The organism is Kitasatospora sp. NPDC087315, from assembly GCF_044744345.1.
Classification (GTDB): domain Bacteria; phylum Actinomycetota; class Actinomycetes; order Streptomycetales; family Streptomycetaceae; genus Kitasatospora.
Genome location: NZ_JBIUYD010000003.1, coordinates 383,055 through 409,325, shown reverse-complemented (window position 1 = coordinate 409,325; position 26,271 = coordinate 383,055). Strand labels below are relative to the sequence as shown.

22 protein-coding genes are annotated in these 26,271 nt (G+C 74.0%); 11 read left to right on the top strand and 11 right to left on the bottom strand.

Translation table 11 applies throughout. From position 1 onward, the window contains the following. The first annotated feature begins 514 nt into the window (after positions 1–514). The 3 genes from ACIO5D_RS06905 (at position 515) to ACIO5D_RS06895 (ending at position 3,480) form a co-directional block, all read left to right on the top strand. Positions 515–1,165 carry a cysteine dioxygenase family protein gene (locus tag ACIO5D_RS06905; RefSeq protein WP_363613121.1) on the top strand — a complete coding sequence of 217 codons (651 nt, stop codon included), beginning with the start codon at positions 515–517 and terminating at the stop codon, positions 1,163–1,165. A 66-nt stretch (positions 1,166–1,231) separates the two neighbouring features. Continuing rightward, positions 1,232–2,191 carry a 2-phospho-L-lactate transferase gene (gene cofD / locus ACIO5D_RS06900; RefSeq protein WP_400794144.1) on the top strand — a complete coding sequence of 320 codons (960 nt, stop codon included), beginning with the start codon at positions 1,232–1,234 and terminating at the stop codon, positions 2,189–2,191. Then, positions 2,188–3,480 carry a coenzyme F420-0:L-glutamate ligase gene (locus tag ACIO5D_RS06895; protein ID WP_400794142.1) on the top strand — a complete coding sequence of 431 codons (1,293 nt, stop codon included), beginning with the start codon at positions 2,188–2,190 and terminating at the stop codon, positions 3,478–3,480. Before cofD ends, ACIO5D_RS06895 begins: the two co-directional genes overlap by 4 nt. Before the next feature lie 3 nt (positions 3,481–3,483). Here ACIO5D_RS06895 and ACIO5D_RS06890 read toward each other — a convergent pair whose 3' ends face one another. Genes ACIO5D_RS06890 through ACIO5D_RS06880 form a run of 3 tightly spaced genes read right to left on the bottom strand, consistent with a single transcriptional unit; the run spans position 3,484 to position 5,032 of the window. After that, the gene (locus ACIO5D_RS06890) at positions 3,484–3,753 is read right to left on the bottom strand and encodes a type II toxin-antitoxin system RelE/ParE family toxin (RefSeq protein WP_363613127.1); all 270 of its coding nucleotides are present in this window, start codon (positions 3,751–3,753) and stop codon (positions 3,484–3,486) included. Next, positions 3,750–4,022, bottom strand: coding sequence for a type II toxin-antitoxin system Phd/YefM family antitoxin (locus ACIO5D_RS06885; protein WP_400653292.1), 273 nt, complete (start codon positions 4,020–4,022; stop codon positions 3,750–3,752). The genes ACIO5D_RS06890 and ACIO5D_RS06885 overlap by 4 nt, the downstream gene beginning before the upstream one ends. Before the next feature lie 44 nt (positions 4,023–4,066). Continuing rightward, a complete protein-coding gene (locus tag ACIO5D_RS06880; RefSeq protein WP_400653291.1) occupies positions 4,067–5,032 on the bottom strand; it encodes a DNA-3-methyladenine glycosylase family protein in 966 nt (321 codons plus the stop codon). Positions 5,033–5,038: 6 nt separating this feature from the next. On the opposite strand from ACIO5D_RS06880, the gene ACIO5D_RS06875 reads away from it, so the two are divergent. Beyond that, positions 5,039–5,530 carry an SgcJ/EcaC family oxidoreductase gene (locus ACIO5D_RS06875; RefSeq protein ID WP_363613133.1) on the top strand — a complete coding sequence of 164 codons (492 nt, stop codon included), beginning with the start codon at positions 5,039–5,041 and terminating at the stop codon, positions 5,528–5,530. Here the strand turns inward: ACIO5D_RS06875 and ACIO5D_RS06870 are convergent. Further along, complete coding sequence (locus ACIO5D_RS06870; RefSeq protein WP_400794140.1) at positions 5,527–6,825, bottom strand: peptidoglycan recognition protein; 1,299 nt, start codon at positions 6,823–6,825, stop codon at positions 5,527–5,529. The two genes, ACIO5D_RS06875 and ACIO5D_RS06870, sit on opposite strands and share 4 nt — an antisense overlap. A gap of 103 nt (positions 6,826–6,928) precedes the next feature. Here ACIO5D_RS06870 and ACIO5D_RS06865 point away from each other — a divergent pair, with 103 nt between their 5' ends. The 3 genes from ACIO5D_RS06865 to ACIO5D_RS06855 all read left to right on the top strand — a co-directional run bounded on the left by ACIO5D_RS06865 (position 6,929) and on the right by ACIO5D_RS06855 (position 10,957). Further along, positions 6,929–7,720: a TIGR03089 family protein gene (locus ACIO5D_RS06865; RefSeq protein ID WP_363613137.1), complete on the top strand. Its 792-nt coding sequence runs from the start codon at positions 6,929–6,931 to the stop codon at positions 7,718–7,720. Between the two features lie 36 nt (positions 7,721–7,756). Continuing rightward, the gene (locus tag ACIO5D_RS06860) at positions 7,757–9,067 is read left to right on the top strand and encodes an LCP family protein (RefSeq protein WP_363613139.1); all 1,311 of its coding nucleotides are present in this window, start codon (positions 7,757–7,759) and stop codon (positions 9,065–9,067) included. 237 nt (positions 9,068–9,304) lie between these two features. Next, on the top strand, positions 9,305–10,957 hold the full coding sequence (locus ACIO5D_RS06855; protein ID WP_400794138.1) for an LCP family protein: 1,653 nt from the start codon (positions 9,305–9,307) through the stop codon (positions 10,955–10,957). Here the strand turns inward: ACIO5D_RS06855 and ACIO5D_RS06850 are convergent. Beyond that, positions 10,915–11,580, bottom strand: a complete 666-nt coding sequence (locus tag ACIO5D_RS06850) for an N-acetyltransferase (RefSeq protein ID WP_363613143.1) — start codon at positions 11,578–11,580, stop codon at positions 10,915–10,917. The genes ACIO5D_RS06855 and ACIO5D_RS06850 overlap by 43 nt on opposite strands. Positions 11,581–11,665: 85 nt before the next feature. Continuing rightward, the gene (locus ACIO5D_RS06845; RefSeq protein ID WP_363613145.1) at positions 11,666–12,706 is read right to left on the bottom strand and encodes a glycosyltransferase family 2 protein; all 1,041 of its coding nucleotides are present in this window, start codon (positions 12,704–12,706) and stop codon (positions 11,666–11,668) included. 164 nt (positions 12,707–12,870) lie between these two features. Between ACIO5D_RS06845 and ACIO5D_RS06840 the strand changes: the two genes are divergently transcribed. Beyond that, positions 12,871–14,379 (top strand): LCP family protein, encoded by a 1,509-nt coding sequence (locus ACIO5D_RS06840; RefSeq protein WP_400794136.1) that lies wholly within the window; start codon positions 12,871–12,873, stop codon positions 14,377–14,379. Positions 14,380–14,570: 191 nt separating this feature from the next. Here the strand turns inward: ACIO5D_RS06840 and ACIO5D_RS06835 are convergent, their stop codons facing one another. The 4 genes from ACIO5D_RS06835 to ACIO5D_RS06820 all read right to left on the bottom strand — a co-directional run bounded on the left by ACIO5D_RS06835 (position 14,571) and on the right by ACIO5D_RS06820 (position 19,045). Further along, on the bottom strand, positions 14,571–17,141 hold the full coding sequence (locus ACIO5D_RS06835) for an ABC transporter permease (protein ID WP_400794134.1): 2,571 nt from the start codon (positions 17,139–17,141) through the stop codon (positions 14,571–14,573). 16 nt (positions 17,142–17,157) lie between these two features. Beyond that, positions 17,158–17,925 (bottom strand): ABC transporter ATP-binding protein, encoded by a 768-nt coding sequence (locus tag ACIO5D_RS06830; protein WP_363613161.1) that lies wholly within the window; start codon positions 17,923–17,925, stop codon positions 17,158–17,160. Between the two features lie 351 nt (positions 17,926–18,276). Then, positions 18,277–18,831, bottom strand: coding sequence for an NADPH-dependent FMN reductase (gene ssuE / locus ACIO5D_RS06825; protein ID WP_363613151.1), 555 nt, complete (start codon positions 18,829–18,831; stop codon positions 18,277–18,279). A gap of 136 nt (positions 18,832–18,967) precedes the next feature. Continuing rightward, entirely contained in the window at positions 18,968–19,045 is a 78-nt protein-coding gene (locus tag ACIO5D_RS06820) for a putative leader peptide (RefSeq protein ID WP_359810240.1), read from the bottom strand. A gap of 249 nt (positions 19,046–19,294) precedes the next feature. Here ACIO5D_RS06820 and ACIO5D_RS06815 point away from each other — a divergent pair, with 249 nt between their 5' ends. Next, on the top strand, positions 19,295–20,668 hold the full coding sequence (locus tag ACIO5D_RS06815; RefSeq protein ID WP_363613153.1) for an LCP family protein: 1,374 nt from the start codon (positions 19,295–19,297) through the stop codon (positions 20,666–20,668). 64 nt (positions 20,669–20,732) lie between these two features. Then, positions 20,733–21,194, top strand: a complete 462-nt coding sequence (locus tag ACIO5D_RS06810; RefSeq protein WP_400794131.1) for a hypothetical protein — start codon at positions 20,733–20,735, stop codon at positions 21,192–21,194. Between the two features lie 115 nt (positions 21,195–21,309). On the opposite strand, the gene ACIO5D_RS06805 is transcribed toward ACIO5D_RS06810, so the two are convergent. Continuing rightward, positions 21,310–21,600 (bottom strand): hypothetical protein, encoded by a 291-nt coding sequence (locus ACIO5D_RS06805; RefSeq protein ID WP_363613157.1) that lies wholly within the window; start codon positions 21,598–21,600, stop codon positions 21,310–21,312. 632 nt (positions 21,601–22,232) lie between these two features. Here ACIO5D_RS06805 and ACIO5D_RS06800 point away from each other — a divergent pair. Continuing rightward, positions 22,233–26,225, top strand: a complete 3,993-nt coding sequence (locus ACIO5D_RS06800; protein WP_400794129.1) for a Pls/PosA family non-ribosomal peptide synthetase — start codon at positions 22,233–22,235, stop codon at positions 26,223–26,225. The last annotated feature ends 46 nt before the right edge of the window (positions 26,226–26,271 follow it).

Genomic DNA, 26,271 nt, shown 5'->3' with positions numbered 1-26,271 from the left:
GCCGAGCTCTGGTATTGGGGCCAGGATTCACTCCCCGGCACCAAGCCATTACGAATAGTGTACATATCTGGACACATCGGACTTACCGCCCGAACGCCTCGGATGCCGAGGAACCATCCGCAACCATCCGCCGAGTGACACACGGTCATCGCCACAGGTCGGTCATCGGGCTGCCTTCCCGGCGATCTTCCCATCGAAACATAGAGGGTGATTTATCACCCCATCCGGTGGTTCGTGACTGATCTCGCCCGAATGTCCTAGCTCCCGAGTTGACACCGCCCCTACGGATGCGGTCTCCTTTGTCCCATGTCAGAGTTCGCCAGCCCCCGGAGCGGTTCCGCGCTCCGCCCTGCCGTGAACTCCTGTTGTCGCCTCTGTTCCTGCTGTATCTAGGCGCCCGCAGTCCCACCGCGCGCCGCCCAGGAAGCACAGAGGCCGCCCGCGATTCCCACCCCAGGACATCCCGGATCCGGCTGATCCCCTGACGAACCAGCCGTATACGAGGACGACTCCCGTGCGTATGACCCGCATCCGCAAGCGGAACCGCGACCGCAACAAGCTCGCCCGCCGAGGCCTCGCGCCGACCACCCCGGCCCCCGCGCCCGGCGCCCGCCCCGCCCGCCGCTGGGCCGACGGCCTCAGCGACGTCTCCATCGCCGGCGACCCGCTCGCCTTCCCGCACCTGGCCCGCACCGATCTGCCCGGCCACCCCACCACCGTCGCCGGCTACGCCCAGCTGGCCCGCGAGATCGCCGCCGACCGCGCCCGCTGGGAGCCGCTGGTCCGCTACGACGCGCTCACCCGCTGGTACGCCCGGCTGGAGACCGGCCCCGGCTACGAGGTCTGGCTGCTCAGCTGGCTGCCCGGCCAGAGCAGCGGCTTCCACGACCACGGCGAGTCCTCCGGCGTGATGACCGTCGTCCAGGGCGAGCTGGTCGAGCGCTCGCTGACGCACGCCGGCGAGGGCGCGCGGACCCTGCGCCCCGGCGGGCAGCGGGTGTTCTCCTCCGGCTACCTGCACGAGGTGGTCAACGGCTCGCTGGAGCCCGCGGTCTCCATCCACGTCTACACGCCGGGCCTCACCGCGATGAACCAGTACGCGGCCACCGCCGTCCCCGAGCAGCAGGCCGAGCCGCGCACCCAGGCGGGCGCCGACGCCCACTGACGCCACGCCGCCGACCCGGCCGACGGACCGGGCTGACGGGCAGTCGGACCGTGGCAGGATGGGCGCATGCGCATCGTGGCACTGGCAGGCGGAATCGGCGGAGCGCGCTTCCTGCGCGGACTCCGGGAGGTCGTCGGCCCGCAGGACGAGATCACCGTCATCGGCAACACGGGCGACGACATCCACCTCTTCGGCCTCAAGGTCTGCCCCGACCTCGACACCGTGATGTACACCCTCGGTGGCGGCATCCACGAGGAACAGGGCTGGGGCCGGGCCGACGAGACCTGGTCGATCAAGGCCGAGATGAAGGAGTACGGCGTCGGCCCCGAGTGGTTCGGGCTCGGCGACCGCGACTTCGCCACCCACCTCGTCCGCAGCCAGATGCTCACCGCCGGGTACACCCTGAGCCAGGTCACCGAGGCGCTCTGCGTGCGCTGGAAGCCGGGCGTGCGGCTGCTCCCGATGAGCGACGACCGGGTCGAGACGCACGTGCGGATCACCGACCAGGACGGCACCCGGGCGATCCACTTCCAGGAGTACTGGGTCCGGCTGCACGCCGCGGTGGCCGCCGAGGCGATCATCCCGGTCGGCGCGGACACCGCCAAGCCCGCGCCCGGGGTGCTGGAGGCGATCGCCGCCGCCGACGTGATCCTCTTCCCGCCGTCCAACCCGGTCGTCTCGATCGGCACCATCCTCGCCGTGCCCGGCATCCGGGCCGCCGTGGCCGCCGCCGCCGCGCCCGTGGTCGGGCTCTCCCCGATCATCGGCGGTGCGCCGGTGCGCGGCATGGCCGACAAGGTGCTGGCCGCCGTCGGCGTCGAGGCCACCGCCGAGGCGGTGGCGCTCGACTACGGCTCCGCGCTCCTGGACGGCTGGCTGGTGGACACCGCGGACGAGGCCTCGGTCGCCGCGGTCGAGGCCGGCGGCATCGCCTGCCGGGCCGTCCCGCTGCTGATGACCGACCTCACGGCCACCGGTGAGATGGCCCGGGCCGCGCTGGCGCTCGCCGAGCAGGTCCGCGCGTGAGCCTGCGGATCCTGCCCGTCACCGGTCTGCCCGAGGTCGAGGCCGGCGCCGACCTCGCCGCGCTGATCGCCAAGGCCGACAGCTACGAGGACGGCGACATCCTGCTCGTCACCTCGAAGATCGTCAGCAAGGCCGAGGGCCGGCTGCTGCACGCCGCCGACCGCGAGGCCGCGATCGACGCCGAGACCGTCCGGGTGGTCGCCCGGCGCGGCCCGGTCCGGATCGTCGAGAACCGCAACGGCCTGGTGATGGCCGCCGCCGGGGTGGACGCCTCCAACACCGCCCCCGGCACCGTGCTGCTGCTGCCCGAGGACCCGGACGCCTCCGCCCGCGCGCTGCGCGCCCGCCTCCAGCACCTCACCGGGCGAAGGCTCGCCGTCGTCGTCACCGACACCTTCGGCCGGCCCTGGCGCGACGGTCTCACCGACGTCGCCATCGGCGCCGCCGGGCTGTCCGTCCTGGAGGACCACCGGGGCCGGACCGACAGCCACGGCAACGAACTGGCCACGACCGTCACCGCCACCGCCGACGAACTCGCCGCCGCCGCCGACCTGGTGAAGGGCAAGGCCACCGGCGTCCCGGTCGCCGTCGTCCGGGGCCTGGCCCGGCTGGTCACCGCCGAGGACGGCGAGGGCACCCGGCCGCTGGTCCGCCCGGCCGCCGACGACATGTTCCGGCTCGGCACCTCCGAGGCGCTGCGGCAGGCCGTCACCCTGCGGCGGACCATCCGCTCCTTCACCGCCGAGCCGGTCGACGGGGCCGCCGTCCGCCGCGCGGTCGCCGCCGCCGTCACCGCGCCGGCCCCGCACCACACCACCCCCTGGCGGTTCGTCCTGCTGGAGTCCGCCGGGACCAGGACCGGGCTGCTGGACGCGATGCTCGCCGCCTGGCGGCGGGACCTGCGCGAGCTCGACGGCTGGGACGACGCGAAGATCGCCCGCCGCACCGCCCGCGGCGACGTCCTGCGCGACGCGCCCTACCTGGTGGTCCCCTGCCTGGTGATGGACGGCTCCCACGACTACCCCGACGAGCGCCGTGCCACCGCCGAACGTGAGATGTTCACCGTCGCCATCGGCGCCGCCGTGCAGAACCTCCTGGTCACCCTGGCCGGCGAGGGCTACGGCTCCGCCTGGGTCTCCTCCACGATGTTCTGCCGCGACACCGTCCGCGCCGCCCTGGACCTCCCGGCCGGCTGGGACCCGATGGGCGCCATCGCCGTCGGCCGCCCCGCCGAACCCCCGCGCGACCGCCCCGCCCGGCCCGCCGACGCCTTCATCGAGGTGCGGTAGGGCTCAGAGCCGGCGGTACACATCACGACGGTTGCCCACGTGCACGACGAGAATCACCAGCACCTCGCCGTCGATCTCGTAGATCACGCGGTAGTCGCCGGCTCTCAGCCGGTAGAGACCGTCGTGGCCACTCAGCTTCTTGACGTCAGGACCGTCGGTGCAGGGGTCGTCTCCCAGCGCGGTGAGCGCGGTGAGGATCCGCAGCACCTCGACCTGGCCGATCGTGCGCAACTGGCGCTGGGCATGCGTGGTGAAGCGGAACGCGTACTTCACGCGGCGCTCCCGGCGGAGCCCGGGGGCGAGTCGAACAGGTCCGCCAGCAGCTCGCCCATGCTCACCGTCGGATCGCCCCGGTGCTGCTCGGCCTCGCGGGCGGCGAGTTCGTCCGCGGCCTCCTCTATGGCGTCGAGGATCTCGATGGGTACCACCGCCCCGACGCGTTCGCCCTTGCGCGTGATCACGGTGATCTCGCCGGCCTCGGCCCTGGTGACGACCTCGGCGAGGTGGGCCCGGGCTTCACGGATGCTCAGTGCGTCAGCCATGCATCGAGCGTACACCCGCAGGTGTACACCGGAGGTTCCGTCGCCTATCGCCCCCGGTGGTCGTTGGGGGTCAGGCGGGGGCCGTAGCGGGGGGCGTGGGAGGCGGTGGCGAGGAGGAGGCGGCAGAGCCGGTGGCGGTGCGGGCGGTAGGGCTCCAGCAGGGCGAGCATCTGGGCGTCGTCGCTGCGGGGGCGGCCGGCCAGGGCCCAGCCGACCAGGTTGGGGAGGTGGTAGTCGCCGACCGAGACCGCGTCCGGGTCGCCGTTGCTGCGCTGGAGCGTCTCGGCGGCCGTCCAGAGGCCGATGCCGGGGACGGCGGTGAGCCGGGCGAAGGCGGCGTCGTGGCCGAGGGCGGACGCCTCCTCCAGCCGGGGTGCCAGCCGGACGGCGCGCTGGACGGTGGCGGAGCGCTTCGGGTCCACCCCCGCGCGGTGCCACTCCCAGCTGGGGACGAGCGCCCACTCGCGGGCCGACGGCGCCACCCGCATGCCCTCGGCGGGGCCGGGCGCCGGGGTGCCGAAGTCCCGCAGCAGGGTGCGCCAGGAGCGGTACGCCTCGTCGGTGGTCACCTTCTGCTCCAGGATCGCCGGCACCAGCGACTCCAGGACCAGGCCGGTGCGCCCGAGCCGGAGCCCGGCCGCCCGCCGCCGGGCCTCCCGCAGCGGGCCGGGCGGCAGCACCAGGCCCGCCGGTTCGTCCTCCGCGCCGAGCAGCGCGGGCAGCCGCTCCAGCAGCCAGTCGGCGCCCGGCCCCCAGGCCCGCGCCTCCACCTCGCCGTCGGCCGGGCGGGCCAGCACCCGCAGCGTGCCGACCCCGGCCGGGGTGCGGGAGGCCCGCCAGATCGCGCCGTCGCCGGTGGTCCGGTACGCCGGGTCGGCGGGGCCGCGCCGCAGTGGCAGCAGGGTGCGGGCCGCGTCCAGCGGGAAGCCCGGCCGCCAGCGCCGTACCGCCTCGCCCGTCACCGCCGTACGCCTCCTCCGCTGTCCCGCCCCACCGCCTTCCCCGACCATGGGGGTATGAACGATACGCGGCTGCCCGAACTGTCCCCCGGGGACCGGAGCGCGGTGCGCGCGCTCTACCACCGGGTGCTGGAGGGCTGGAACCTGCGCGACGGCCCGGCCTTCGCCGGACCGTTCGCCGAGGACGGGGAGGTGATCGGCTTCGACGGCACCCGGCACAGCGGACGGTCGGTGATCGCCGCCGAGCTGGGCCGGCTCTTCGCCGACCACGCCACCCCCGAGTATGTGGCGAGGGTGCACCGGGTACGGGCGCTCGGGCCGGGGGTGGCGCAGCTGGACGCCGTCGCGGGCCTGGTCCCGGACGACGCCGAGGACCTCGACCCGGCGCTCAACGCCCTGCAGACGGTGATCGCGGTCAACGCGGGCGCCGGCTGGCGGATCGCGCTGCTGCAGAACACCCCGGCCCGCTACGACCTGCGACCGGACCTCGCCCGGGAGCTGACCGCCGAGCTGCGCGCCCTGGTCGGGCGCGGCCCGGGGCCGGGTTAGCCCGCAGCCGGAGCAGGAGCAGGAGCTGCGTCCGGAGCAGGAGCAGGAGCCGGGGCCGAGTCCGGAGCAGGAGCCGGGCCCGAATCCGGAGCCGGGACTGGGTCCGGGGCCGGGGCGCCGTCGGCGTGCTGGAGACGGGCGGCCGCGGCACGGATGCCGGGGAGGCGCTCGTAGAGGACCGAACCGGGGCACTCGGTGTTGAAGCCGTCCCGGTGGCCGGAGACGGCGTCGAAGTCGGCCTTGCTGCCCTTGGGGTAGCGGCTGGCGGAGGACGCGGAGACCAGCTGGACGCGGCCGGCCGCGTCCTGGCCGGTGAGGCCGAGCTTCCAGGCGGCCGTCCGGGCGATCCCGTCCAGCAGGGGTTCCGGCGGGACGTCGGTGGTGAACGTGCCGATCGCCGCGACGCCCGCCGAGTCGGTGTTGAAGCCGAGGGTGTGCGCGCCCCGCACGGGCAGGCCGACGCCGCCCGCCCGGCCCTCGTAGACGGTGCCGCAGCGGTCCACCAGGAAGTTGTAGCCGATGTCCCGCCAGCCGTTGCTCTGTACGTGGTACTGGTACAGCGCCCTGATCACCCGGGGCGCGTCGGCGCAGTCGTACTCGGTGGCGGTGGCGGTGTGGTGGACGAAGACCGCCCGGACCGGGCCGGTGTAGACGAAGCCCTCTTCCCGCAGCGACTCGTCGGCGCCCCAGCCGGCCCGGGTGACGACGGTGGGGCGGGGGGCCTGGTGCCCGTCCGCCGGGCTCCCGGGCAGCACCTGGGCGGTGGCCGCGTCCGCGCCCTGCCCGGGGTCGACCAGTTCGACCCGCAGTCCGGGCGGCGGCCCGGCGGGGCCCGGGACGACCTCGACCGCGACACCGTCGCTCGGCCCGGTCCAGAGCGGCGCCGTCGCACCGTGCGGCGGCCCGTCGGGGCCGTCAGGGCCCTCGGCGCTGTCAGGGCCGTCGGGGCCGTCGGCGCCGTCCGTGTCCAGGTCGTGCCAGCCGCTCCAGGCGCCGGTGGCGGCGGACCGGACGCGCACCCGGACCGAGCCGTCCGCGAGCGCCGCCGCGGGGCCGTCCCAGCCGACCCCGAGCAGCTCGAACGGCCGGGTGGCGCGCGCCGCGAGGCCGCGTCCGGCGGGCCCGGCACGCCCGGTGGCCCCGGTGGATATCGCGGTCAGCGGGAGCGAGGTGACCGAGCCGCCGCCGGCCGGGGTCCGTGGCCGCGGGGCCGGTTCGGCGGCGGCGGTGACGGGCTGGAGGAGCAGGACGGCGGTGCAGCCGGCGAGAGCGGCGGCCGGAAGATGAAGGGTCATAGAAGGGATGTTCACCGCAAACAGACAGTGTCGCCACGTCACTCCCACCCGGCCCGCCTCCCCTCCCGGTGGCCCACCCGAAGGCCGTAGGCTGGGGCGCACCATGACTGCGCATTTCGCTGCCGATGCCCGAACCCCCGTCGAGCTGCTGCACGCATACCTGCGAGGTGGCACTCCCTCAGTCGACCCCGCCGCCCCGCTGGTCACCTTCTACGACGACGCGACCGGCGAACGGGTCGAGCTCTCCGCCCGGACCTTCGACAACTGGGTGGCCAAGACGGCCAACCTGCTCCAGGACGAGCTGAACGCCGGCCCGGGCGACCGCGCCGCCCTCCTCCTGCCCGCCCACTGGCAGAGCGCCGTCTGGCTGCTGGCCTGCTGGTCGGTGGGGGTGGCGGCCGTCCCGGGCGGCGAGCCCGGCACCGCCGACCTGGTGGTCAGCGGCCCGGACGGCCTGGCCGCCGCCCACGCCTGCGAGGGGGAGCGGGTGGCCCTCGCCCTGCGCCCGCTCGGCGGACGCTTCCCCCAGCGCCCGGACGGCTTCCTCGACTACGCCGCCGAGGTGCCCGGCCAGGGTGACCGCTTCGCGCCGTACTCCCCCGTCACCCCGGACGCGCCCGCGCTGGAGACCGAGGTCGACGGGCTGCCGCTGAAGCTGACCGGCGAGCAGACCGTCGCGCTGGCCCGCGAGGGCGCCGTCCGGCTCGACCTGGGGCCCGGCGACCGGGTGCTGTCCACGCTCTCGTACGACGACTGGACGGGCCTGGAGGCCGGACTGCTCGCGCCGCTGGCGGCCGGCGCCTCGGTGGTGCTCTGCCGCAACTCGCAGGACCTGACCGCCGAGCAGTGGGAGAAGCGGGCGGAGTCCGAACGGGTGACACTGCGCCTCGGGTAACCCCCGGGTCCGGCCCGGCGGGTAGGGATCCCTGCCATGGCCGAGGACGACACCGAGCACCCCCCGACCGAGCGCCCCCCGCCCGGGGCCTCCCCGACCCCGGGCCTCCCCGACCCGGACGCCCCGAAGCCGGACGTCCCCCGGCCGGGCTCCCCGACCGCACCCGGACGAGGGCGCCGGCGGTGGCTGATGATCACCGCCGGCGCCTTCGCCTTCCTGCTGGTCGCCTCCGGCGCACTGCTCTGGATCGCCTACCGCAAGCTCGACGGCAACATCGGCACCGACACCGCCACCGACCGGCTGCTGGCCCAGCTGGAGGCCGAGCGGCCCAGCCGGACCGCCGGGGCCAAGGGTGCCGAGAACATCCTGCTGATCGGCAGCGACGACCGGACGGGCGCGAACGCCTCGTACGGCGAGGCCGGCGGCCGGCGCTCGGACACCACGATCCTGCTGCACCTGGCGGCGGACCGGAAGCACGCGACGGCGGTCTCCATCCCGCGCGACGTCATGGTCACCGTCCCGGCCTGCGAGAAGCCGGACGGCACCCGGAACAAACCCGGGCTGATGCAGTTCAACTGGGCGTTCGAGATCGGCGGCGCGGCCTGCTCGATCCGCACCGTCGAGCAGCTGAGCGGCATCCGGATCGACCACCATGTGATCCTCGACTTCACCGGCTTCAAGTCGATGGTGAACGCCGTGGGCGGGGTCGAGGTGTGCGTCCCCCAGCCGATCCACGACAAGGACGCCAGGCTGGACCTGCCGGCCGGGCGGCTGACCCTGAACGGCGAGCAGGCGCTCGGCTACGTCCGGGCCCGGGAGACCCTCGGCGACGGCAGCGACACCCAGCGAATGGGGCGTCAGCAGCAGTTCCTGGCGTCGCTGATCCGCAAGGCGCAGTCGCAGGGCGTGCTGCTGAACCCGGCCAGGCTCTGGCCGGTGCTGGACGCCGCGACCTCCTCGGTGAAGGCCGACGGGGGCCTCTCCTCGCTGGGCGCGCTCTACGACCTCACCCAGGACCTGCGCGACATCCCCTCGGCGAACGTGGTGTTCCTGACCGCGCCGCGCCGCCCGTACCGCTTCGACTCGGACCGGGACGAGTTCGTGCAGCCGCAGACCACCCAGCTGTTCACCACGCTGCGCGACGACCGTCCGGTCGTCGTCCGCCCGCCGGGCTCCGTCACCGCCCGGGGCACCGGACCCGCCACCGGACCGGGCGCCGGGGCGACCGCGTCCGCCGCAGCCGGCTCGGACGGGACCGCCCAGACTGCCGAGGCGTCAGCCGACCCGTCCGCCTCGCCCACGTTCGAGGGACGCACCGCCGATGTGGACGCCTGCGCGGCGCACTGACCCGCCCGGCACCGGGCACTGATCGCAGGTCAGGGTCACTCTTTTGTGTGCGGATCATTCCTTCGAAGGCTTTCGAGGGAAATTCCCGGTCCCTGATTTACCTGGTGAATTGACGCCCGGGAACATGGCGGAGATCACATCAGGAACAATTCCCCCACGCGACTCGTCTAGTGTGTCCGGGTCGGCGCGCGGCATCCGCGCACCGGCCCGTGGACCGGTCGGAGGGAGGGAAGCCCCGTGCAGCAGGACCAACAGGAGGTCGACCCCGCCGACCAGTGGGTGCTCGATCCGGAGACCGGGCAGTACCGGCTCGACCCCGCCGCCGCCATCCCGCCGCAGCGCCGCCGGAAGCCCGCCCCGGAGCCGTCGGCGGCCGCCGCGCCCCCGCCGGGCCGTCGCGACGGCGGCGGCCGGGCCGCCCACCGCAGGGCCGGCGCCGCCAAACGGAGCCGTCGGCGGCGGGTGCTGAAGTGGACGGCCGGGATCGGCGCGATGGTCCTGGCGGCCGGCTGCGGCGGCGCGTACTACGTGTACCAGCACCTCAACAGCAACATCACCGCCGTCAAGGTGCAGCTGGGCAGCGAGGAGGAGCGGCCCAAGGCGGCCGGCGACGCGCTGAACATCCTGGTGCTCGGCACCGACAGCCGGGAGGGCCTCGGCCGCGAGTACGGCGACGAGGGCAGCGCCGGACACGCCGACACCACCCTGCTGTTCCATGTCGCCAAGGACCGCAGCAATGCGACCGTGATCAGCATTCCGCGCGATCTGATGGTGCCGATCCCGGAATGCCAGAGCGGTGACGGCAAGAAAATCCCGGGCTCGACGCGCGCGATGTTCAACACCAGTCTCGGTCAGGACGGCCGTGACCCGGGGTGCAGCTGGAAGACCGTCGAGAAGGTGACGGGCATTCGGGTCGACCACTTCGTGATGGTCAACTTCGAAGCCGTGAAGACGCTCTCCGCCGCCGTCGGCGGGGTCGAGGTGTGCGCGGCCAAGGACATCAACGACCCCGACTCGCACCTGAAGATGAGCAAGGGCCGGCACGTGGTGCAGGGCGACGAGGCGCTGGCCTTCGTCCGCACCCGGCACGCCGTCGGCCTGGGCGGGGACCTCACCCGGATCCCGCTCCAGCAGCAGTTCATCAGCTCGATGATCCGCGCCATCAAGAGCGGCGACACCCTGACCAACCCGGCCAAGCTGTGGAAGCTCGCCGACGCCGCCACCAAGGCGCTCACCGTGGACTCCGGGGTCGGCAGCGTCGACAAGCTGAAGGACCTGGCGCTGGACGTCAGCAAGGTGGACACCAAGAACATCACCTTCGCCACCGTGCCGGTGCTGGACGACCCCAAGGACAAGGACCGGCTGGTGCTCAAGCAGCCGGACGCCGGGCAGCTGTTCTCGATGATCGCGAACGACCGCTCGCTGACCGAGACGGCCACCCCGGCCGCCCCCGCCACGCCCGGGGCCGGCGCCCCGACCACCCCCGCCCCCGGGCCGACGGCCACCACCCCGGCCGTGGACACCAAGGGCCTCCGGGTGACGGTGCGCAACGGCAGCGGGACGCCCGGGCAGGCCCAGCAGGCCGTCGACAAGCTCCAGGCGAAGGGCTTCACCAGGGCCGCCACCGGCGCCAACATGCCTGCCACACCGGCCAGTTCGGTGTCCTACCCGGCCGGCCGGTCGACCGAGGCGGCCGCGCTGGCCGCCGCCCTCGGCCTGCCCGCCGACGCGGTCAGGGAGGACCCGAAGGCCGGCACCAGGGACGCTCTGGTGCTGGCCCTCGGCAAGGACGTGCTGGCGGCTCCCGCGAACCCGGCCGCCGTGCCGACCGAGGCACCCAAGGACCTTCAGCGCGTCCAGGCCGACGACACCGACGCCTGCGCCAAGTAGGCCGCTCGGGCCTCGGCGAGGAGGCCGCCCGTCTCCCGGCACTCCTCGCCGGTGCGCGGGCAGCGCCAGCGGCCGGGGCCGTCGGGCTCCAGCGGCTCGCCGGCCCGGCCGACCCACTTGATCCGGCGGGCCGGTACACCGGCGACCAGGGCGAAGTCCGGGACGTCCCGGTGGACCACGCCGCCCGCCGCCACCAGCGCCCGGCGGCCGGCCGTCACCCCGGTGACCAGGACGGCGCGGCCGCCGGCCGAGCAGCCCTCGCGGAGCGTCACACCCTGGGCGTGCCAGTCGTCCCCGCGCTTCAGCCGGCCGTCCTCGACCACCGACCGGGGGTGGAGGTCGTTGGTGAGCACGGCCGCCGGGCCGATGAACACCCCGTCCTCGGCCATCGCGGGTTCGTGGACCAGCGCGTGGTTCTGGAGTTCGACCCGGTCCCCGATCCGCACGCCGGGGCCGACGTGGGCGCCGCGTCCGATGACGCGGTCGGCGCCGATCACCGCGTCCTCGCGCACCTGGGCGAGGTGCCAGACCGTCGTCCCGGCGCCGAGCACCGCCCGTCCGTCCACGTCCGCGCCCGGCTCGACACGGGCACCGACGACGGACCCGCCCTCGACTGTCCCCATGGCGACCGGCGATAGCGCCGGGCGGCGGGTCAGGAGGGCGGGTCGGTGGGATCGGCCGGACTGCGGTCGGCCGGGCTGCGCCGGGTCAGCGGCCCTCGGTCACCACGTCCGTGGCGGACGGGGCGCGGCTGCCGATCACCCGGCGGGCCAGCGAGCTCGGCGAGGTGAGGAAGCCGAAGCCCCAGCTGAGGTGCATGGTCGCGAAGGCCACCGGCAGCATCGCCTTCGCCTTCGGCGCCAGCCCGCGGCCCTCGACCAGCGCGCCGCCGACGATGCCGAGCAGGTAGGCGCCGGGCACCGCGAGGAAGACCGGGTGGACGGCGGCACCGAGCACCAGCCCGAGCGTCACGCCGACGAAGGCGGCCGGCGGGGCGAGGTAGCGGAGGTTGACCGAGCCCTTGTGGTAGCGGGTGACCACCCGGCGCCAGCGGCCGTAGTCCTTGTACTGCTTCGCCAGCGCCCGCACGCTCGGCCGGGGCCGGTAGGTGACCCGCAGCTGCGGGGTGAACCAGACCAGCCCGCCGTCCTGGCGGATGCGGTAGTTGAGCTCCCAGTCCTGGGCGCGGACGAACTCCTCGTTGTAGCCGCCCAGCTTCTCCAGCACCTCGCGCCGGAACACCCCGAGGTAGACGGTGTCCGCCGGGCCGGCCAGGCCGCCGGTGTGGAAGGCGGCGTTGCCGACGCCTATCTTCGAGGTCATCGCGGCGGCGACCGCGTTCTCCCACTCGGTCTCGCCCTCGGCGTGCATGATGCCGCCGACGTTGGCGGCCTCCATCTCGCCGAGCAGCCGGACCGCGGTGGTGATGTACCCCGGGGTGAGCAGGCCGTGCCCGTCGACGCGGACCACGATCGGATGGCTGGAGCCGCGGATCGCGGCGTTCAGCCCGGCGGGGGTGCGGCCGGTGGGGTTCTCCACCGTCCTGACCCTCGGGTCCTCGGCGGTCAGCTCGGCGGCGATCTGCGCGGTGCGGTCGGAGGACGGACCGAGGGCGATCACCACCTCCATCGGCCCGGCGTAGTCCTGTTCCAGGATGTGCCGGACGGCCGTGCGCAGGTGTCGTTCCTCGTTGAGCACCGGCATGATCACGGAGACCGCCGGCAGCTCCTCAGCAGCCTTGGTGTTCATCGGGGCCAACCGTACCGGTGCGGGCGGGTCGCCGTCTTGTCCCGGTCTGGGCGGCTCCTCGTACCCCTCGCTGAAGGAACGTTTCGCCAATCAGGCCCACCGTACTACCCACCCCCGGCGCGCCCTCACCCGGCCTAGTGCGAGCCACCCCTACCATCCGAGAGATGCCCGTCTCCCCCCTCTCCGCCCGTCCCCGGCGGCGCCGCTCCTGGCCCCGCCGGCTGGCCGCAGGCATCGCCTTCGCCGTCCTCACCACCTCCTGCGGCGGCTGGGCGGTGCTGCACGGCCTCGGCTCGATCGACCGGGTCGACGCCTTCGGCGGCGACCAGGCCAGACCGGCCGACGACGGGGCCACCACCTTCCTGGTGGTCGGCACCGACGACCGCTCGGGCATCCCGGAGAAGACCCTCAAGGAGGTGCTGCACGCCGGGGGCGAGTCCTGCCGCTGCACCGACACCATGATGATCGTCCAGCTCGCCAGGGACGGCGCCCGGGCCAGCGTGGTCAGCATCCCGCGCGACTCCTACGTGGACATCCCCGCGCACCGCGACCCGGCCACCCGCAAGGAGGTGCCGGCCGGCAAGGGCAAGATCAACGCCGCGTACGGGATGGGCGGGCCGCAGCTCACCGTCGCCACCGTCGAGCAGAACACCGGGCTGCGGATCGACCACTACCTCCAGGTGGACTTCGCCGGGTTCGTCTCCGCCGTGGACGCCGTCGGCGGGGTGCGGGTCTGCACCGCCAAGCCGCTGAAGGACGAGTACTCCGGGCTCGACCTGCCGGCCGGCACCAGCACCCTGGACGGCGCCGGGGCGCTCAAGTACGTCCGCGCCCGGCACGTCGACGGCAGCTCCGACCTCGGGCGGATGCACCGGCAGCAGCGGCTCGTCGCCCAGCTGATGCACCAGGTGACCAGCGGCGGCACCCTGCTCAACCCGGTCCGGCTGGCGCGGGTCACGGACAGCCTGCTGGGCTCGGTCAAGGCCGACAAGGACCTCACGGCGGACGAACTGATCACCCTGGCGACCAGGATGAAGGACCTCTCGGCGGGCAAGGCGGACTTCGCCACGGTGCCGCTGGCGCAGCTGGGCCACCAGGTGAACGGCTGGGGCTCGACGGTGCTCTGGGACCAGGCGGGGGCCAAGGCCCTGTTCGACGCCGTCCGGGACGGGCGGCCGCTGGACGAGGCGGTTCCCACGGCGGCGCCCACCGCCGCCCCCACAGCGGTTCCCCCGACGGCCCCCGCCACCGCGCCGGCCGCCAAGCCCGCCGTGACGCCCGAGCAGGTGCACGTCCAGGTGTTCAACGCGGCCGGGACCGCCGGGCTCGGCTCCCGGGTCGACGGCGACCTGCGACGGGCGGGCTTCGCGACCACCGGCGCGCCGTCCAACGCCCCGGCGGGCGGGCCGGCCGCGCGGACGGCGATCCGGTACGACCCGCGCTGGGACGAGTCGGCCCGGACGCTGGCCGCCGCCCTGCCGGGCGCCGAGCTGACGGCCGTCGCGGGGCTCGGGCCCACCCTCCAGGTGTACGCGGGCACCGCCTACCAGACGCCCCCGAGCCCCACCACCGGCCCGGCCGCCGGCGCACCGTCGGTTCCCCCCGCTCCCCCGGTGCCCTCCGCCGCCACGACCGTGACCGCCGACAAGGCGGCGGACATCCTCTGTCCCTGACCGCCCCGGATCGCCCCGACCTCCCCGACCGTCCCGGCCCGGGCCGGACACGCCGCGGGGGCCGGATGCGGTGTCGCACCCGGCCCCCGCGGTCCCCTGTCCCCCCGTCCCCCCGGTTCCCCCCGTTCCCCCTGCCCCGCCCATGCCCTCCCCGGCGCTGTCCCCCGGCCGGGAAGGCCCCCGTGGCGGGGTCAGTCCGTCGCGATCGCCGCGAGGACGTTCATCCGCCCGGCCCGGAAGGCCGGGACGAGAGCGGCCAGCAGACCGATGACCACCGAGGCGGCCAGCGTGGCGACGATCGTGCCGACCGGCACGGCCAGCGTCGCCAGCCCCTGGTCCTTCAGCACCTGCTGCCCGGTGATGCCCCAGGCCAGGCCGAGGCCGGTGCCGAGGACGGCCCCGAACAGGGCGATGACCACGGACTCCAGCCGGATCATCCGGCGCAGCTGGCGGCGCGAGAGGCCGATCGCCCGCAGCAGGCCGATCTCCCGGGTGCGCTCGACCACCGACAGCGCCAGGGTGTTGACCACGCCGAGCACCGCGACCACGATCGCCAGGCCGAGCAGGCCGTAGACCATGTAGAGCAGGGTGTTGACCTGGCCCTGCACGAGGTCCTTGTAGCCGGCCTGGTCCTTGATGCCGAGCTGCGGGTACTCCTTGAGCGAGTCCTCCAGCGCGGCGAGCGTCCTGGTGATGTCCGCTCCGGCGGCGGCCGTGCCGTAGACCGAACTGTCGAGCGGCAGCTCGGCCGCCGGGACGGCCTTGGCGACGGTGTCGATGGCCACGAAGACGGCGCCGTCGAAGAGCGAGCCCTTGGCCAGCACGACCCCGACCGGCAGCGACTGGACGTGGCCCTTGGCGTACTCGACCTTGATGGTGTCGCCGACCTTGAGGTTGCGCTCCTTGGCGTACTCCTCGCCGACCGCCAGCGAGCCCTGCTGGACCGAGGCCGCCGTACCGGACGTGACCGGGAGCCGGAAGTCGTCGGTGAAGCGCTCCGACACCGCGGCGAGGAAGGACTTCGTCGTGTTGCCGTCCGGCGTGGTGAGCTTCGCCGGCATGTTCTTCTGCTCGGTGACGTGGTCCAGGCCGGGGGTGTTCCGCGCGGCGGTGACCATCTCGGTGCTGAGGCCGGTCCGGCCGCCCGAGATGATGTAGTCCGCGCCGACCGACTTGTCGATCTGCTCGGTGGAGGACTTGACCATCGAGGAGGTGAACACCGAGGCGCCGATCACCAGCGCCAGCCCGATCATGAGCGCGCCGGCGGTGGCACCGGTACGCCGCGGGTTGCGCATCGCGTTGCGCTGGGCGAGCTTGCCGGACGGGCCGAACAGGGCGGGCAGCAGCGCGCCGAGCACCCGGATCACGGCGGTGGCCAGCAGCGGGCCGAGGACGACGAAGCCGAGCAGGGTGAGCAGGACGCCCAGGCCCAGGTACGCCCCGCCGGTGGCCGCCTTGTCGGCCTTGGCCGCGAGCACCAGCAGTCCGCCGCCACCCGCCGTCAGGACGAGGCCGATCACCGTGCGGACGGTGTTGGACCGGCCCTCGGCCGGGGTGCCGTGGTCGCGCAGGGCGGCGATCGGCGCGATCCTGCTGGCCCGGCGGGCCGGGAACCACGCCGCCACCAGGGTGACCCCGACGCCCAGCAGGTAGCCGTACACCACCGCGTCCGGCCCGATCTGCAGGTCGTCGGTGTTGAGGTTCATGCCGACGGCCTTCATCAGCTGCATCAGGCCGACGGCGAGGCCGAGCCCCGCGCCGATGCCGATGGTGGAGCCGAGCACGCCGAGGATCAGCGCCTCCACCAGCACCGAGCGGTTCACCTGCTTGCGGCTGCCGCCGACGGCGCGCAGCAGCCCGATCTCCCGGGTGCGCTGGGCGACCAGCATGGAGAAGGTGTTGACGATCAGGAAGCCGCCGACCAGCGCCGAGACGACCGCGAAGCCGAGCATCGCGTTCTTCATGAAGCCGAGGAAGGAGCCGATGCTCTTGTTGTTCTCCTCCTTCTGCTCCGCCGCCGTCTTGATCTGGTAGCCGCCGCCCGTCGTGCCGGCCGCGTCGGCCTTGAGCTGGTCGTTGCTGCGGCTGCCGTCGCCGAAGACCTCGACGGAGGTGTACGCGGTGGTGCCGAGCAGGACCTGCTGCGCGGTGGCGGTGTCCAGGAAGGCCAGCGCCGCGCCCGGGTTGGTGGTCTTGAAGGAGACGATGCCGACGATGGAGAAGTCGTGCTTGCCCTCGACGGTGATGACGCGGAGCCTGCCGCCGAGGCCGAGCCCGGCCTTCTTGGCCGTGTCGGCGTCCAGCACGATCTGGTCGGGGCCCTGCGGCGCATGGCCGCTGGTGACCTCCACCGAGCTGCGCGGGGTGTCCGTCCAGCTGCCGGTCAGGGTCGGCGCACCGCTGGTCGGGCCGACGGCCTTGTTGGTGACCGGGTTGACCAGGGTGGCGTTGGCGATCATGATCTGGCCGATGGCCTGCTTCACGCCGGTGGTGGCGGCCACCTTCTCGACGACGTCCACCGGCAGGGTGGCGGTCCTGCCGCGCGCGTCGTCGTCCTCCTCGCCGTCGAGGCCGGTCTTGGCGGGCTGGACGGATATGTCGGAGGCGGTCGAGGCGAAGAGCCGGTCGAACGTGCCGGTGGCGGTGTTGGAGAACACCAGGGTCCCGGAGACGAACGCGACCGACAGGACGACCGCGATCAGGGAGAGTGCCATCCGCCCCTTGTGGGCGAAGAAGCTTCTCAGTGAGGTCTTGAGCAGCATGGTTCCGGTTCCCCGCTCAGCTCGTGCGCTTGCCGTCGAAACGGCGCATGCGTTCGAGGACGGAGTCGGCGGTGGGGGCGTACATCTCGTCGACGATCACACCGTCGGCGAGGAACAGCACGCGGTCCGCGTAGCCGGCGGCGACCGGGTCGTGGGTGACCATGACGATGGTCTGGCCCAGTTCGTCCACCGAGCGGCGCAGGAAGGTCAGCACCTCGGCGCCGGCCCGGGAGTCGAGGTTGCCGGTGGGCTCGTCGCCGAAGATGATCTCGGGGCGGGCGGCCAGCGCCCGGGCCACCGCGACGCGCTGCTGCTGGCCGCCGGAGAGCTGGGTCGGACGGTGCTTGAGGCGGCCCGCCAGGCCGACGGTCTCCACGACCTGCTCCAGCCAGGCGGTGTCCGGCTTGCGGCCGGCGATGTCCATCGGGAGCGTGATGTTCTCCAGCGCGTTCAGCGTCGGGAGCAGGTTGAAGGCCTGGAAGATGAAGCCGATCTTGTCCCGGCGCAGCCTGGTCAGCTGCTTGTCCTTCAGGCCGGTGATCTCGGTGTCACCGATCCAGATCCGGCCCTCGGTGACGGTGTCCAGGCCGGCCAGGCAGTGCATCAGGGTCGACTTGCCGGAGCCGGAGGGGCCCATGATCGCGGTGAAGCGGCCGCGCTGGATGTCGACGTCCACCGCGTCCAGCGCGGTGACCCTGGTCTCGCCCGAGCCGTAGGCCTTGGTCACCTGCCGGGCCGAGGCCGCGACACCGGCGTCGCCGGCGGGAAGCTGGGGGTCGTACACGGCTGCTGCTGCCGTCGTCACTGAAGTCTCCTAAGAAGTGGGCCCACCCGTTGCCCCCAGCCTCGCCGCCCCCGCCTGTCCTGCGACATGGCGGAGGCGGTAGTCCTCGACCGGGAGTTAGCACCACCCATCGCGTGTGGCCGGCTCCGGTTCCGCTGAGCCTCGCCCTCGTTCGCACGAGTGGGGATAAGGACAACGTTAGGAGCGGCCCGCGGATCACTCGTCATCCGCCGGGATGAAGCGGCCTAACCGGAGATGTACGGGGAGGGGCGCCCCTCCCCCTAGGGGTAGCGGCGCCCCTCCTCAGGGTCGGCCCGTACGGGAGAATTCCTGACGGTGCGTCAATTCTCCTCAGGCGGTGAGGGCGGGTGCGGCGAGCCGCTCCAGCGCGGTCGCGAACGCCTCGACCACCGGCGTGAGCAGCACGTCCGTCTCCCGCTCGATGGTGGTGCCGCCGTCCTCCCCGACGGTGATGTGGCGGTCGAGCACGAACCAGCCCTGGGTGATGTGGCCGGCGCCCATCGAGCTGAGCACCGGGCGCAGCGCGTAGTCCACCGCCAGCACGTGCGCGGCGGAGCCGCCGGTGGCCAGCGGCAGGACGGCCTTGCCGGTCAGCGCGTACTGCGGCAGCACGTCGAGCAGGGTCTTCAACAGGCCCGAGTAGGCCGCCTTGTAGACCGGGGTCCCGATGACCACGCCGTCCGCCCGCGCGAACAGTTCGGTGGCCGCGACTATGTCGGGGTGGGAGAAGTCCCCCGAGAGCAGGGCGTGCGCGGGCAGGCTGCGCACCTCGAACGGGACGACGTGGTGGCCCCGGGCTTCGAGCCGCGCGTCGACGTGGCGCAGCAGGCGGGTGGTGCGGGAGGTCGCGGACGGGGAGCCGGAGACGGACAGGACGGTGGCCATGGGGTTCACCTCGGGGCAGGAAGCGGGGACGGCGCTACGACGGCGGAGCGTCGGAAGGACGGAAACGGCGCAACGCTGAAGCCGCCGCAAGGCGGCGGCGGAGCGGGGAGGACGGAGAGGGTTCGACGGGCGCGCGTCAGCCACGACAGAGGGAGCAGGACACACGCTGAAGGTCGACGTGACGCCGACGCGTGAGAGTCCATCGCTGATCCATGGCAGTCATGCAAACACGCAGCGTTCCGGCCGGTCAAGGATCGTTCCGGCTGGTGAACACAGGGTGAGACGCATGGTGAGACGGCCGCGGCCGCGCCGGGCCGGGCCGCGGACCCGGTCGGGGCCCGGCCGCGGGCGCTTCGGGACGATGCGGTGGAACGATCCGGCCCGTGCATCAAAACCGCTACAAGGGGCCCGGTGGGGGCCCCGGGGGGAGTCACCGCGGCCGGCGTCGGGCATCCTCTCCCACATGAACACGTGGCAGGAGGGCCGCCCGGGGGGCGGCGGGAACCCGTACGGCGGCGGCAACGGTGGTGGCGGCGGCGCGTACGGGCGCGGCGGCGGCTCGGGGGCCGAGCCGCCGCTGCCGTCGTCGCTGAACCCGCGCGGCCCGGGCGCTCCGGCGCCGCGCCGGCCGCAGCCGGCCGGGCAGCCGGCCCGGACGCCCGCGCAGTCGCCGGTGGCCCCGCAGGGCTACGGGCCGCCGCCGCAGGGGTACGGGCAGCCGGCCCGGCCCGGGGGCGTACCGCCGCAGGGTCCGGGGGCGCCCGGCCGGCCTGGTCCGGGCGGGCCGGGCGGGCCCGGCGGTCCGATAACCCCGGGCGGCACCCGGCCGCCCGCCACCCCTGGCCCGTCGCGCTGGCCCCGGCGCCGCATCGTCAAGTGGTCGGTCTTCGGCGTCCTGACCGCCCTGATGGTCACCTCCGTCTCCACCTGGTTCTGGGCCGACTCCAAGCTGAACCACGAGAACGTGCTCGCCGACTACCCCGGCCGCCCGGCCGCCGGGAAGGGCACCAACTGGCTGATCGTCGGCTCCGACAGCAGGGACGGCCTCTCCGACTCCCAGGAGGAGGACCTGCACACCGGTCACGCGGGCGGCAAGCGCAGCGACTCGATGATGATCCTGCACGTCGGGGACAACGGGAACACCCTGATGAGCATCCCCCGGGACTCCTGGGTGCCGATACCGGAGCACCCCGGCGACAACGGAAAGACCGTCAAGTCCTCGACGGCGAAGATCAATTCGGCCTTCGCGGCCGGTGGCGGAAAGCTGCTCACCCAGACCGTCGAAACGAACACCGGCATCCACATCGACCACTACGCCGAGATAGGCTTCGCCGGCTTCGTCGGCATCGTCGACTCGATCGGCGGCGTGGACATGTGCATCGAGCAGGACGTCAAGGACAAGGACTCCGGCCTCGACCTCAAGGCCGGCTGCCAGAACCTCACCGGCACCCAGGCCCTCGCCTTCGTCCGGCAGCGCCACCAGATGGCCGACCAGGACCTCGGCCGCATGCGCAACCAGCAGAAGTTCCTCGGCGCCCTCGCCAAGCAGGCCGCCTCCCCCCTCACCGTGCTCAACCCGTTCACCTTCTACCCGCTGGTGGACTCCGGCCTCGGCACCCTGATCGTCGACGACGACGCCGGTCTGACCGACCTCGGCTCCCTCTTCCTCGCGATGAAGGACGTCAACGGCGGTGACGGCAGGAGCATCACCGTCCCGATCGCCGACCCGAACTACCGCACCAACACCGGTGAGTCCGCGGTCAAGTGGGACACCGCCAAGGCCAAGCAGGTCTTCGACGCCTTCAAGAACGACACGGCGGTCCCCGAGTTCAAGTGACCGCTCCCGGGTCCGGGTGACCGGCAGACGTGACGCCGGGTGACCGCACGGACACAATGGGTGGATGTCTCTCGTCACCGCGCTCATCTACCGCCGCCGCCACCGCCTCCTGGGCCGCCTGGTCCAGGAGGCGCTCGCCCTGTACGGGGTGGAGGTGCCCGCGGCGGTCGACATCGGGCCCGGGCTGGCGGTGTTCCACCGCGGCTTCGGCACCGTCCTGCACCCGTACACCACGCTCGGCGCCGGTGTGACGCTCTACAACGGCGTGACGATCGGCCGGGCCGACCCGTGGGTGCCGCAGGAACTCAGCGCGATGCGGCGGGTGGTGGTCGAGGACGGCGCGGTGCTGTGCGCGGGCGCCAAGGTGGTGTGCAAGGCGGGCGTGCTGACCGTCGGCGCCGGCACCGTCGTCGGCGCCAACGCCGTCCTCACCCGCTCCACCGGCCCCGGCGAGATCTGGGCGGGCGCCCCGGCCCGCAAGGTGGGTGTACGCGAAGGGGCCTGGGCCCCGACCGCCACTCCCTGACCGCACCCCGCGCCCCGGGCCGGCCCGCACGGGACGGTCGGCATGCGGCGGGGCGGGCCCACCCCAGCGGGCCCGCCCCGATCACCGGACGCGGCCTCGGACCCGAGGCCCGGGGTCACTTGATGTAGACGCTGGCCCCGAACTCGAAGGTGCGCTCCTCGCCCGGGCGGACGATGCCCAGCACCCGACCCCGGCAGTCCGCGTGCTCGTAGACGTAGGCGACCTCGTTGGTGTCGTTGGTGACCGACAGCGGCCAGCGCTCGCTGTCGTAACAGCCGCTCGGGTTCTGGTACCGGTGGCCGCTGACGTACAGGTTGCCCGACGCGGCGAGGGCGGCGGCGGGGACGGCCAGGGCCATCGCTCCGGCCGCGGCGAGGGTGGCGCACACGGTTGCGAGACGTCGCATGGTCGATACCTCCGGGGAAGGGTGACGAAGGAACGGGGGCTCCCGCCTTCGTGGCAGTCCGTACCCGGGTCGACACGCTCCGAAAGCACAGGTCACCCGCACGCGCATCTCGAACCCGCGGACGTACGGCCGACCGGCCCACCGGCGGCGCCCAGCCAGTGCCCAGGCGGTGCCCAGCCCGTGCCCAGGGAGGGATTACCGGCTGGTACGTATGCAATTCACCAAAACGGGGGAATTGCTTATCCAGAAGTTTGCCGAGTTCCCGGGTGACCGCCCGGACGGCCAATCGGCCTAACCCTCCGCCTGTGCGGGGAATGTGAACTTCCATTCGATTTTTCGTGCGGTTCCAGTGTGTCGTCCGCGTGTTCACACGCCGAAACACGGTCCCCACCTGCGGATTCACCAATTCGGCCGAGTGGCCGACTCCCCCAGGCCAATGGTCGGGATGGATGATGAGAATTTCCTTTGGTCTCGCCATTTCCGCATCCGCGCACGCCCGGGGCGAGTCATGGTGAATGGGCGCGGCATCCGTCCGATACCCCCATCGAGATCGTCGCGCGCTGCCGCTCCCGTGCGGGGGAACGGCTCATCCGCGTCGTCATTCTGTACACGGATCTGAGGAAGAAACTCCTATGGACGCACACGAGAACACGGGCGGGGCGGGTACCTTGCGCCGACCCGCGCCGGGCCGTGCAGCCGGCTGGCCGGTGGCCGAAGCGCCGGAGCCCCGCAGCCTGCTGGACATCCTCGCCAGAACCGCCGGAACCCACCCGCACGCGCCGGCGCTGGACGTCGGCGGAACGGCCCTCGACTACCGGGCGCTGCTGCACGAGGTCGAGCGGTTCGCCGACCGGCTGGCCGCGCACGGCATCGGCACCGGCGACCGGGTGGGCGTCCGGGTCCCGTCGGGCACCGCCGACCTGTACGTGGCGATCCTGGCCGTGCTGCGGACCGGCGCCGCCTACGTCCCGGTCGACGCCGACGACCCGGACGAGCGGGCCGAGTTGATCTGGCAGGACGCCCGGGTCTGCGCGGTGATCGGCGCGGGCGGGCAGCTGACCGCCGATCCGCGGTGCGCGCCCGGCGGCCGGCCCGGACGCCCCTCCCCCGCCGACGACGCCTGGATCATCTTCACCTCCGGCACCACCGGCCGGCCCAAGGGCGTCGCGGTCACCCACCGCTCGGCCGCGGCCTTCGTGGACGCCGAGGCCCGGATCTTCCTGCGGGAGCGCCCGCTCGGCCCCGGCGACCGGGTGCTGGCCGGTCTCTCCGTCGCCTTCGACGCCTCCTGCGAGGAGATGTGGCTGGCCTGGCGGCACGGCGCCTGCCTGGTGCCCGCGCCCCGCTCGCTGGTCAAGGCCGGGACGGACCTCGGCCCGTGGCTGGTCGAGCGCGGCATCACGGCGGTCTCCACCGTGCCCACCCTGCTGGCGCTCTGGCCCGACGAGTGCCTGGACGCCGTCCGGCTGGTCATCGTCGGCGGCGAGGCCTGCCCGGCCGAGCTGGTCGAGCGGCTGGCCGCGCCGCACCGCGAGTTCTGGAACACCTACGGCCCCACCGAGACCACCGTGGTCGCCACCGCCGCCCGGCTGCTGCCCGGCGAGCCGGTGCGGATCGGCGCCCCGCTGGACGGCTGGGAGATCGCCGTGGTGGACGCCACGGGCCACCCGGTGGGCTGGGACGAGACCGGCGAGCTGCTGATCGGCGGCGTCGGCACCGCCCGCTATCTGGACCCGGCCAAGGACGCCGAGAAGTTCATCGCGCATCCGCGGCTCGGCAGCGCCCGGGTGTACCGCAGCGGCGACCTCGTCCGCAACGACCCGCGCGGCCTGGTCTTCGTCGGCCGCGCCGACGAGCAGGTCAAGCTGGCCGGCCGCCGGATCGAGCTCGGCGAGGTGGACGCCGCGCTCCAGGCGCTGCCCGGGGTCCGGGCGGCCGCCGCCGCGGTGCGGACCACCCCGGCCGGGGGCCAGCTGCTGGTCGGGTACCTGGTACCGGGCCCGGGCGGCACGCTCGACCTCGCCGCCGCCCGCCGCACCCTGCTGGAGCGGCTGCCGCAGTCCCTGGTACCGGTGCTGGCGGTGCTGGACGACCTGCCCACCCGCACCTCCGGCAAGGTCGACCGGAACGCGCTGCCCTGGCCGCTCGCCACGGCCGGCCCGCAGCCGGAGGCCGGGCCCCGCCCGGACGGCACGGCCGGCTGGCTGGCCGGGCAGTGGGAGGCGCTGCTCGGCCAACCCGTGGGCGCCGACGGCGACTTCTTCGCCCTGGGCGGCACCAGTCTGGCCGCCGCCAAGCTGGTCTCCGTGCTGCGCGCCCGTTACCCCGACGTCTCGGTCGCCGACCTCTACGCCCACCCCACCCTGCCCGGTCTCGCGGCCCGGCTGGACGAGCTGGGCGGCGGTCCGCGCGAGGAGCGCCGGGTGCGCCCCACCCCGCTGCGCGCGGGTCTCTGGCAGACCCTGGTGCTGGCCGCGCTGTTCACCCTCGGCGGGCTGCGCTGGGTGCTGGCCCTGGCCGCGCTCGACAACCTGACCGGGGGCAACCTGACCTGGGCCCCGAAGACGTCCTGGTGGCTCGTCATCACCGGGCTGCTGCTGCTCTCCAGCGCGCCCGGCCGGATGGCGCTCGGCGCCGGTACCGCCCGGCTGCTCACCGCCGGTCTGCGGCCCGGGAGTTACCCCCGGGGTGGCGCCGTCCACCTGCGGGTGTGGACGGCCGAGCGGGCGGCGGTCGCGTTCGGGGTGGCCGGTCTCTCCGGCACACCGTGGGCCCGGCACTACGCGCGGGCCCTGGGCTGCGAGGTCGGCGAGGGCGTGGATCTGCACACCCTGCCGCCGGTGACCGGCCTGGCCCGGCTGGGCGCGGGCTGCACCGTCGAGGGCGAGGTCGACCTGGCCGGCTGGTGGCTGGACGGCGATGTGCTGCACCTCGGAACGGTGGAGATCGGCGAGGGCGCCCGGATCGGCACCCGGTCCACCCTGATGCCCGGCGCCCGGGTCGGGGCCGGTGCGGACATCGCCCCCGGCAGCTGCGTCCTGGGCGTCGTCCCGGCGGGCGGGTTCTGGCACGGCTCCCCCGCCCGGCCCAGCACCGAACCGCGCCCGGCCTGGCCCGCGCCGCACGGGCCGCGGCTGCGCCGCCGCGCCCGTTCCCGCCGCTGGGACCTGGCGTACGGGCTGGGGCTGCTCGGTCTCGGCCTGCTCCCGGTGGTCGCCGCCGCCCCCGCGCTCGTCCTGCTCTACTCGATCATCGACGGTGACCGCACGCTCGGCGGCGCGCTGATCCAGCTCCTGCCCGCCAGCGTGCTGCTGACCGTGGTGACGGTCGCCTGCTACGCGGGACTGGTGGCGCTGCTGGTCCGGCTGTTCAGCCGGCCGATCCGGCCCGGCTTCCACCCGGCGCACGGCAAGGTGGCCTGGTGCGTCTGGGCGGTCAGCCGACTGACCGACACCGCGCGCCGCTCGCTCTTCCCGTTCTACGCGAGCCTGTTCACCCCGGTCTGGCTGCGGATGCTCGGCGCCAAGGTCGGCCGCCGGGTGGAGGCCTCCACCGTGCTGGCGCTGCCCGGGCTGATGCAGGTGGACGACGGCGCGTTCCTGGCCGACGACACCCTGATCGCGCCGTTCGAGCTGCGCGGCGGCTGGCTGCGGGTCGGCCCGGCGCGCGTCGGGCGCCGGGCGTTCGTGGGGAACTCCGGCATCGTCGGCCCCGGCCGCACCCTGCCCGACCACGCCCTGGTCGGCGTCCTCTCGGACGCGCCGGTGCGCAGCCAGCCCGGCTCCTCCTGGCTGGGCCGCCCCGGTTTCGCCCTCCCCCGGGTGGCGGACGCGGGCGAGGACAGCCGCACCTACAACCCGCCGCGCCGGCTGGTGCTGGCCCGGGCGGCGGTGGAGCTCTGCCGCTTCATCCCGCTGGCGCTCGCCGTCGTCCTCGGCAACCTGGTCTTCGGTGCGCTCCAGGAGCTGCGGGACCGCTACGGGCTGGCCGTCTCGCTGGCCGGTGGTGGCGTGGTGCTGATCGCCGCCGCGATCGCCGCCTGCCTGGTCACCACGGTGGCGAAGTGGCTGCTGGTCGGGCGTTTCAAGGCCGCCGAGCACCCGCTCTGGTCCAGCTTCGTCTGGCGCAACGAGCTGTACGACACCTTCGTGGAGGATCTCGCCATGCCGTGGGGCGGGCAGACGCTGACCGGCACGCCGTACCTCAATTTCTGGCTGCGGAGCCTGGGTGCCGAGATCGGCCGCGGGGTCTGGTGCGAGACGCACTGGCTGCCGGAGAGCGACCTGGTCGCGGTCGAGGCGGGCGCGAGCGTCAACCGGGGCACGGTGCTGCAGACCCATCTGTTCCACGACCGGGTGATGCGGCTGGACGCCGTGCGGCTGCGGGCGGGCGCCACCACCGGCCCGCACAGCATCGTGCTGCCGGGCTCGACGCTGGGCGCCGGCACCACGGTCGGGCCCGCCTCGCTGGTGATGCGCGGTGAGAAGGTCCCGGACGGGGGGCGCTGGCTGGGCAACCCGATCGCCGCCTGGCCGGCGGCCGCGGCCACCGCCGCGGCCGTGGCGGAACCGCCGGAGACGCCGCGTCGGGCCGCGGCGGAAGCGGAGTACGTCAGGGTGCGGTAGTCGTCACGGACGGCAGGGCGCACCGGGTGTCGGCCGCCGTACGCGT

What these genes read in the sequence shown, in the direction of transcription:
- ssuE (WP_363613151.1), bottom strand. Translation starts at nt 18,831, where the DNA reads ATGGCCACCGTCCTGTCCGTCTCCGGCTCCCCGTCCGCGACCTCCCGC.
- ACIO5D_RS06885 (WP_400653292.1), bottom strand. Translation starts at nt 4,022, where the DNA reads ATGGCTGACGCACTGAGCATCCGTGAAGCCCGGGCCCACCTCGCCGAG.
- ACIO5D_RS06805 (WP_363613157.1), bottom strand. Translation starts at nt 21,600, where the DNA reads ATGCGACGTCTCGCAACCGTGTGCGCCACCCTCGCCGCGGCCGGAGCG.
- ACIO5D_RS06845 (WP_363613145.1), bottom strand. Translation starts at nt 12,706, where the DNA reads ATGAACACCAAGGCTGCTGAGGAGCTGCCGGCGGTCTCCGTGATCATG.
- ACIO5D_RS06850 (WP_363613143.1), bottom strand. Translation starts at nt 11,580, where the DNA reads ATGGGGACAGTCGAGGGCGGGTCCGTCGTCGGTGCCCGTGTCGAGCCG.
- ACIO5D_RS06815 (WP_363613153.1), top strand. Translation starts at nt 19,295, where the DNA reads ATGAACACGTGGCAGGAGGGCCGCCCGGGGGGCGGCGGGAACCCGTAC.
- cofD (WP_400794144.1), top strand. Translation starts at nt 1,232, where the DNA reads ATGCGCATCGTGGCACTGGCAGGCGGAATCGGCGGAGCGCGCTTCCTG.
- ACIO5D_RS06860 (WP_363613139.1), top strand. Translation starts at nt 7,757, where the DNA reads ATGGCCGAGGACGACACCGAGCACCCCCCGACCGAGCGCCCCCCGCCC.
- ACIO5D_RS06865 (WP_363613137.1), top strand. Translation starts at nt 6,929, where the DNA reads ATGACTGCGCATTTCGCTGCCGATGCCCGAACCCCCGTCGAGCTGCTG.
- ACIO5D_RS06880 (WP_400653291.1), bottom strand. Translation starts at nt 5,032, where the DNA reads ATGGTCGGGGAAGGCGGTGGGGCGGGACAGCGGAGGAGGCGTACGGCG.
- ACIO5D_RS06840 (WP_400794136.1), top strand. Translation starts at nt 12,871, where the DNA reads ATGCCCGTCTCCCCCCTCTCCGCCCGTCCCCGGCGGCGCCGCTCCTGG.
- ACIO5D_RS06800 (WP_400794129.1), top strand. Translation starts at nt 22,233, where the DNA reads ATGGACGCACACGAGAACACGGGCGGGGCGGGTACCTTGCGCCGACCC.
- ACIO5D_RS06870 (WP_400794140.1), bottom strand. Translation starts at nt 6,825, where the DNA reads ATGACCCTTCATCTTCCGGCCGCCGCTCTCGCCGGCTGCACCGCCGTC.
- ACIO5D_RS06875 (WP_363613133.1), top strand. Translation starts at nt 5,039, where the DNA reads ATGAACGATACGCGGCTGCCCGAACTGTCCCCCGGGGACCGGAGCGCG.
- ACIO5D_RS06820 (WP_359810240.1), bottom strand. Translation starts at nt 19,045, where the DNA reads ATGGATCAGCGATGGACTCTCACGCGTCGGCGTCACGTCGACCTTCAG.
- ACIO5D_RS06835 (WP_400794134.1), bottom strand. Translation starts at nt 17,141, where the DNA reads ATGCTGCTCAAGACCTCACTGAGAAGCTTCTTCGCCCACAAGGGGCGG.
- ACIO5D_RS06810 (WP_400794131.1), top strand. Translation starts at nt 20,733, where the DNA reads ATGTCTCTCGTCACCGCGCTCATCTACCGCCGCCGCCACCGCCTCCTG.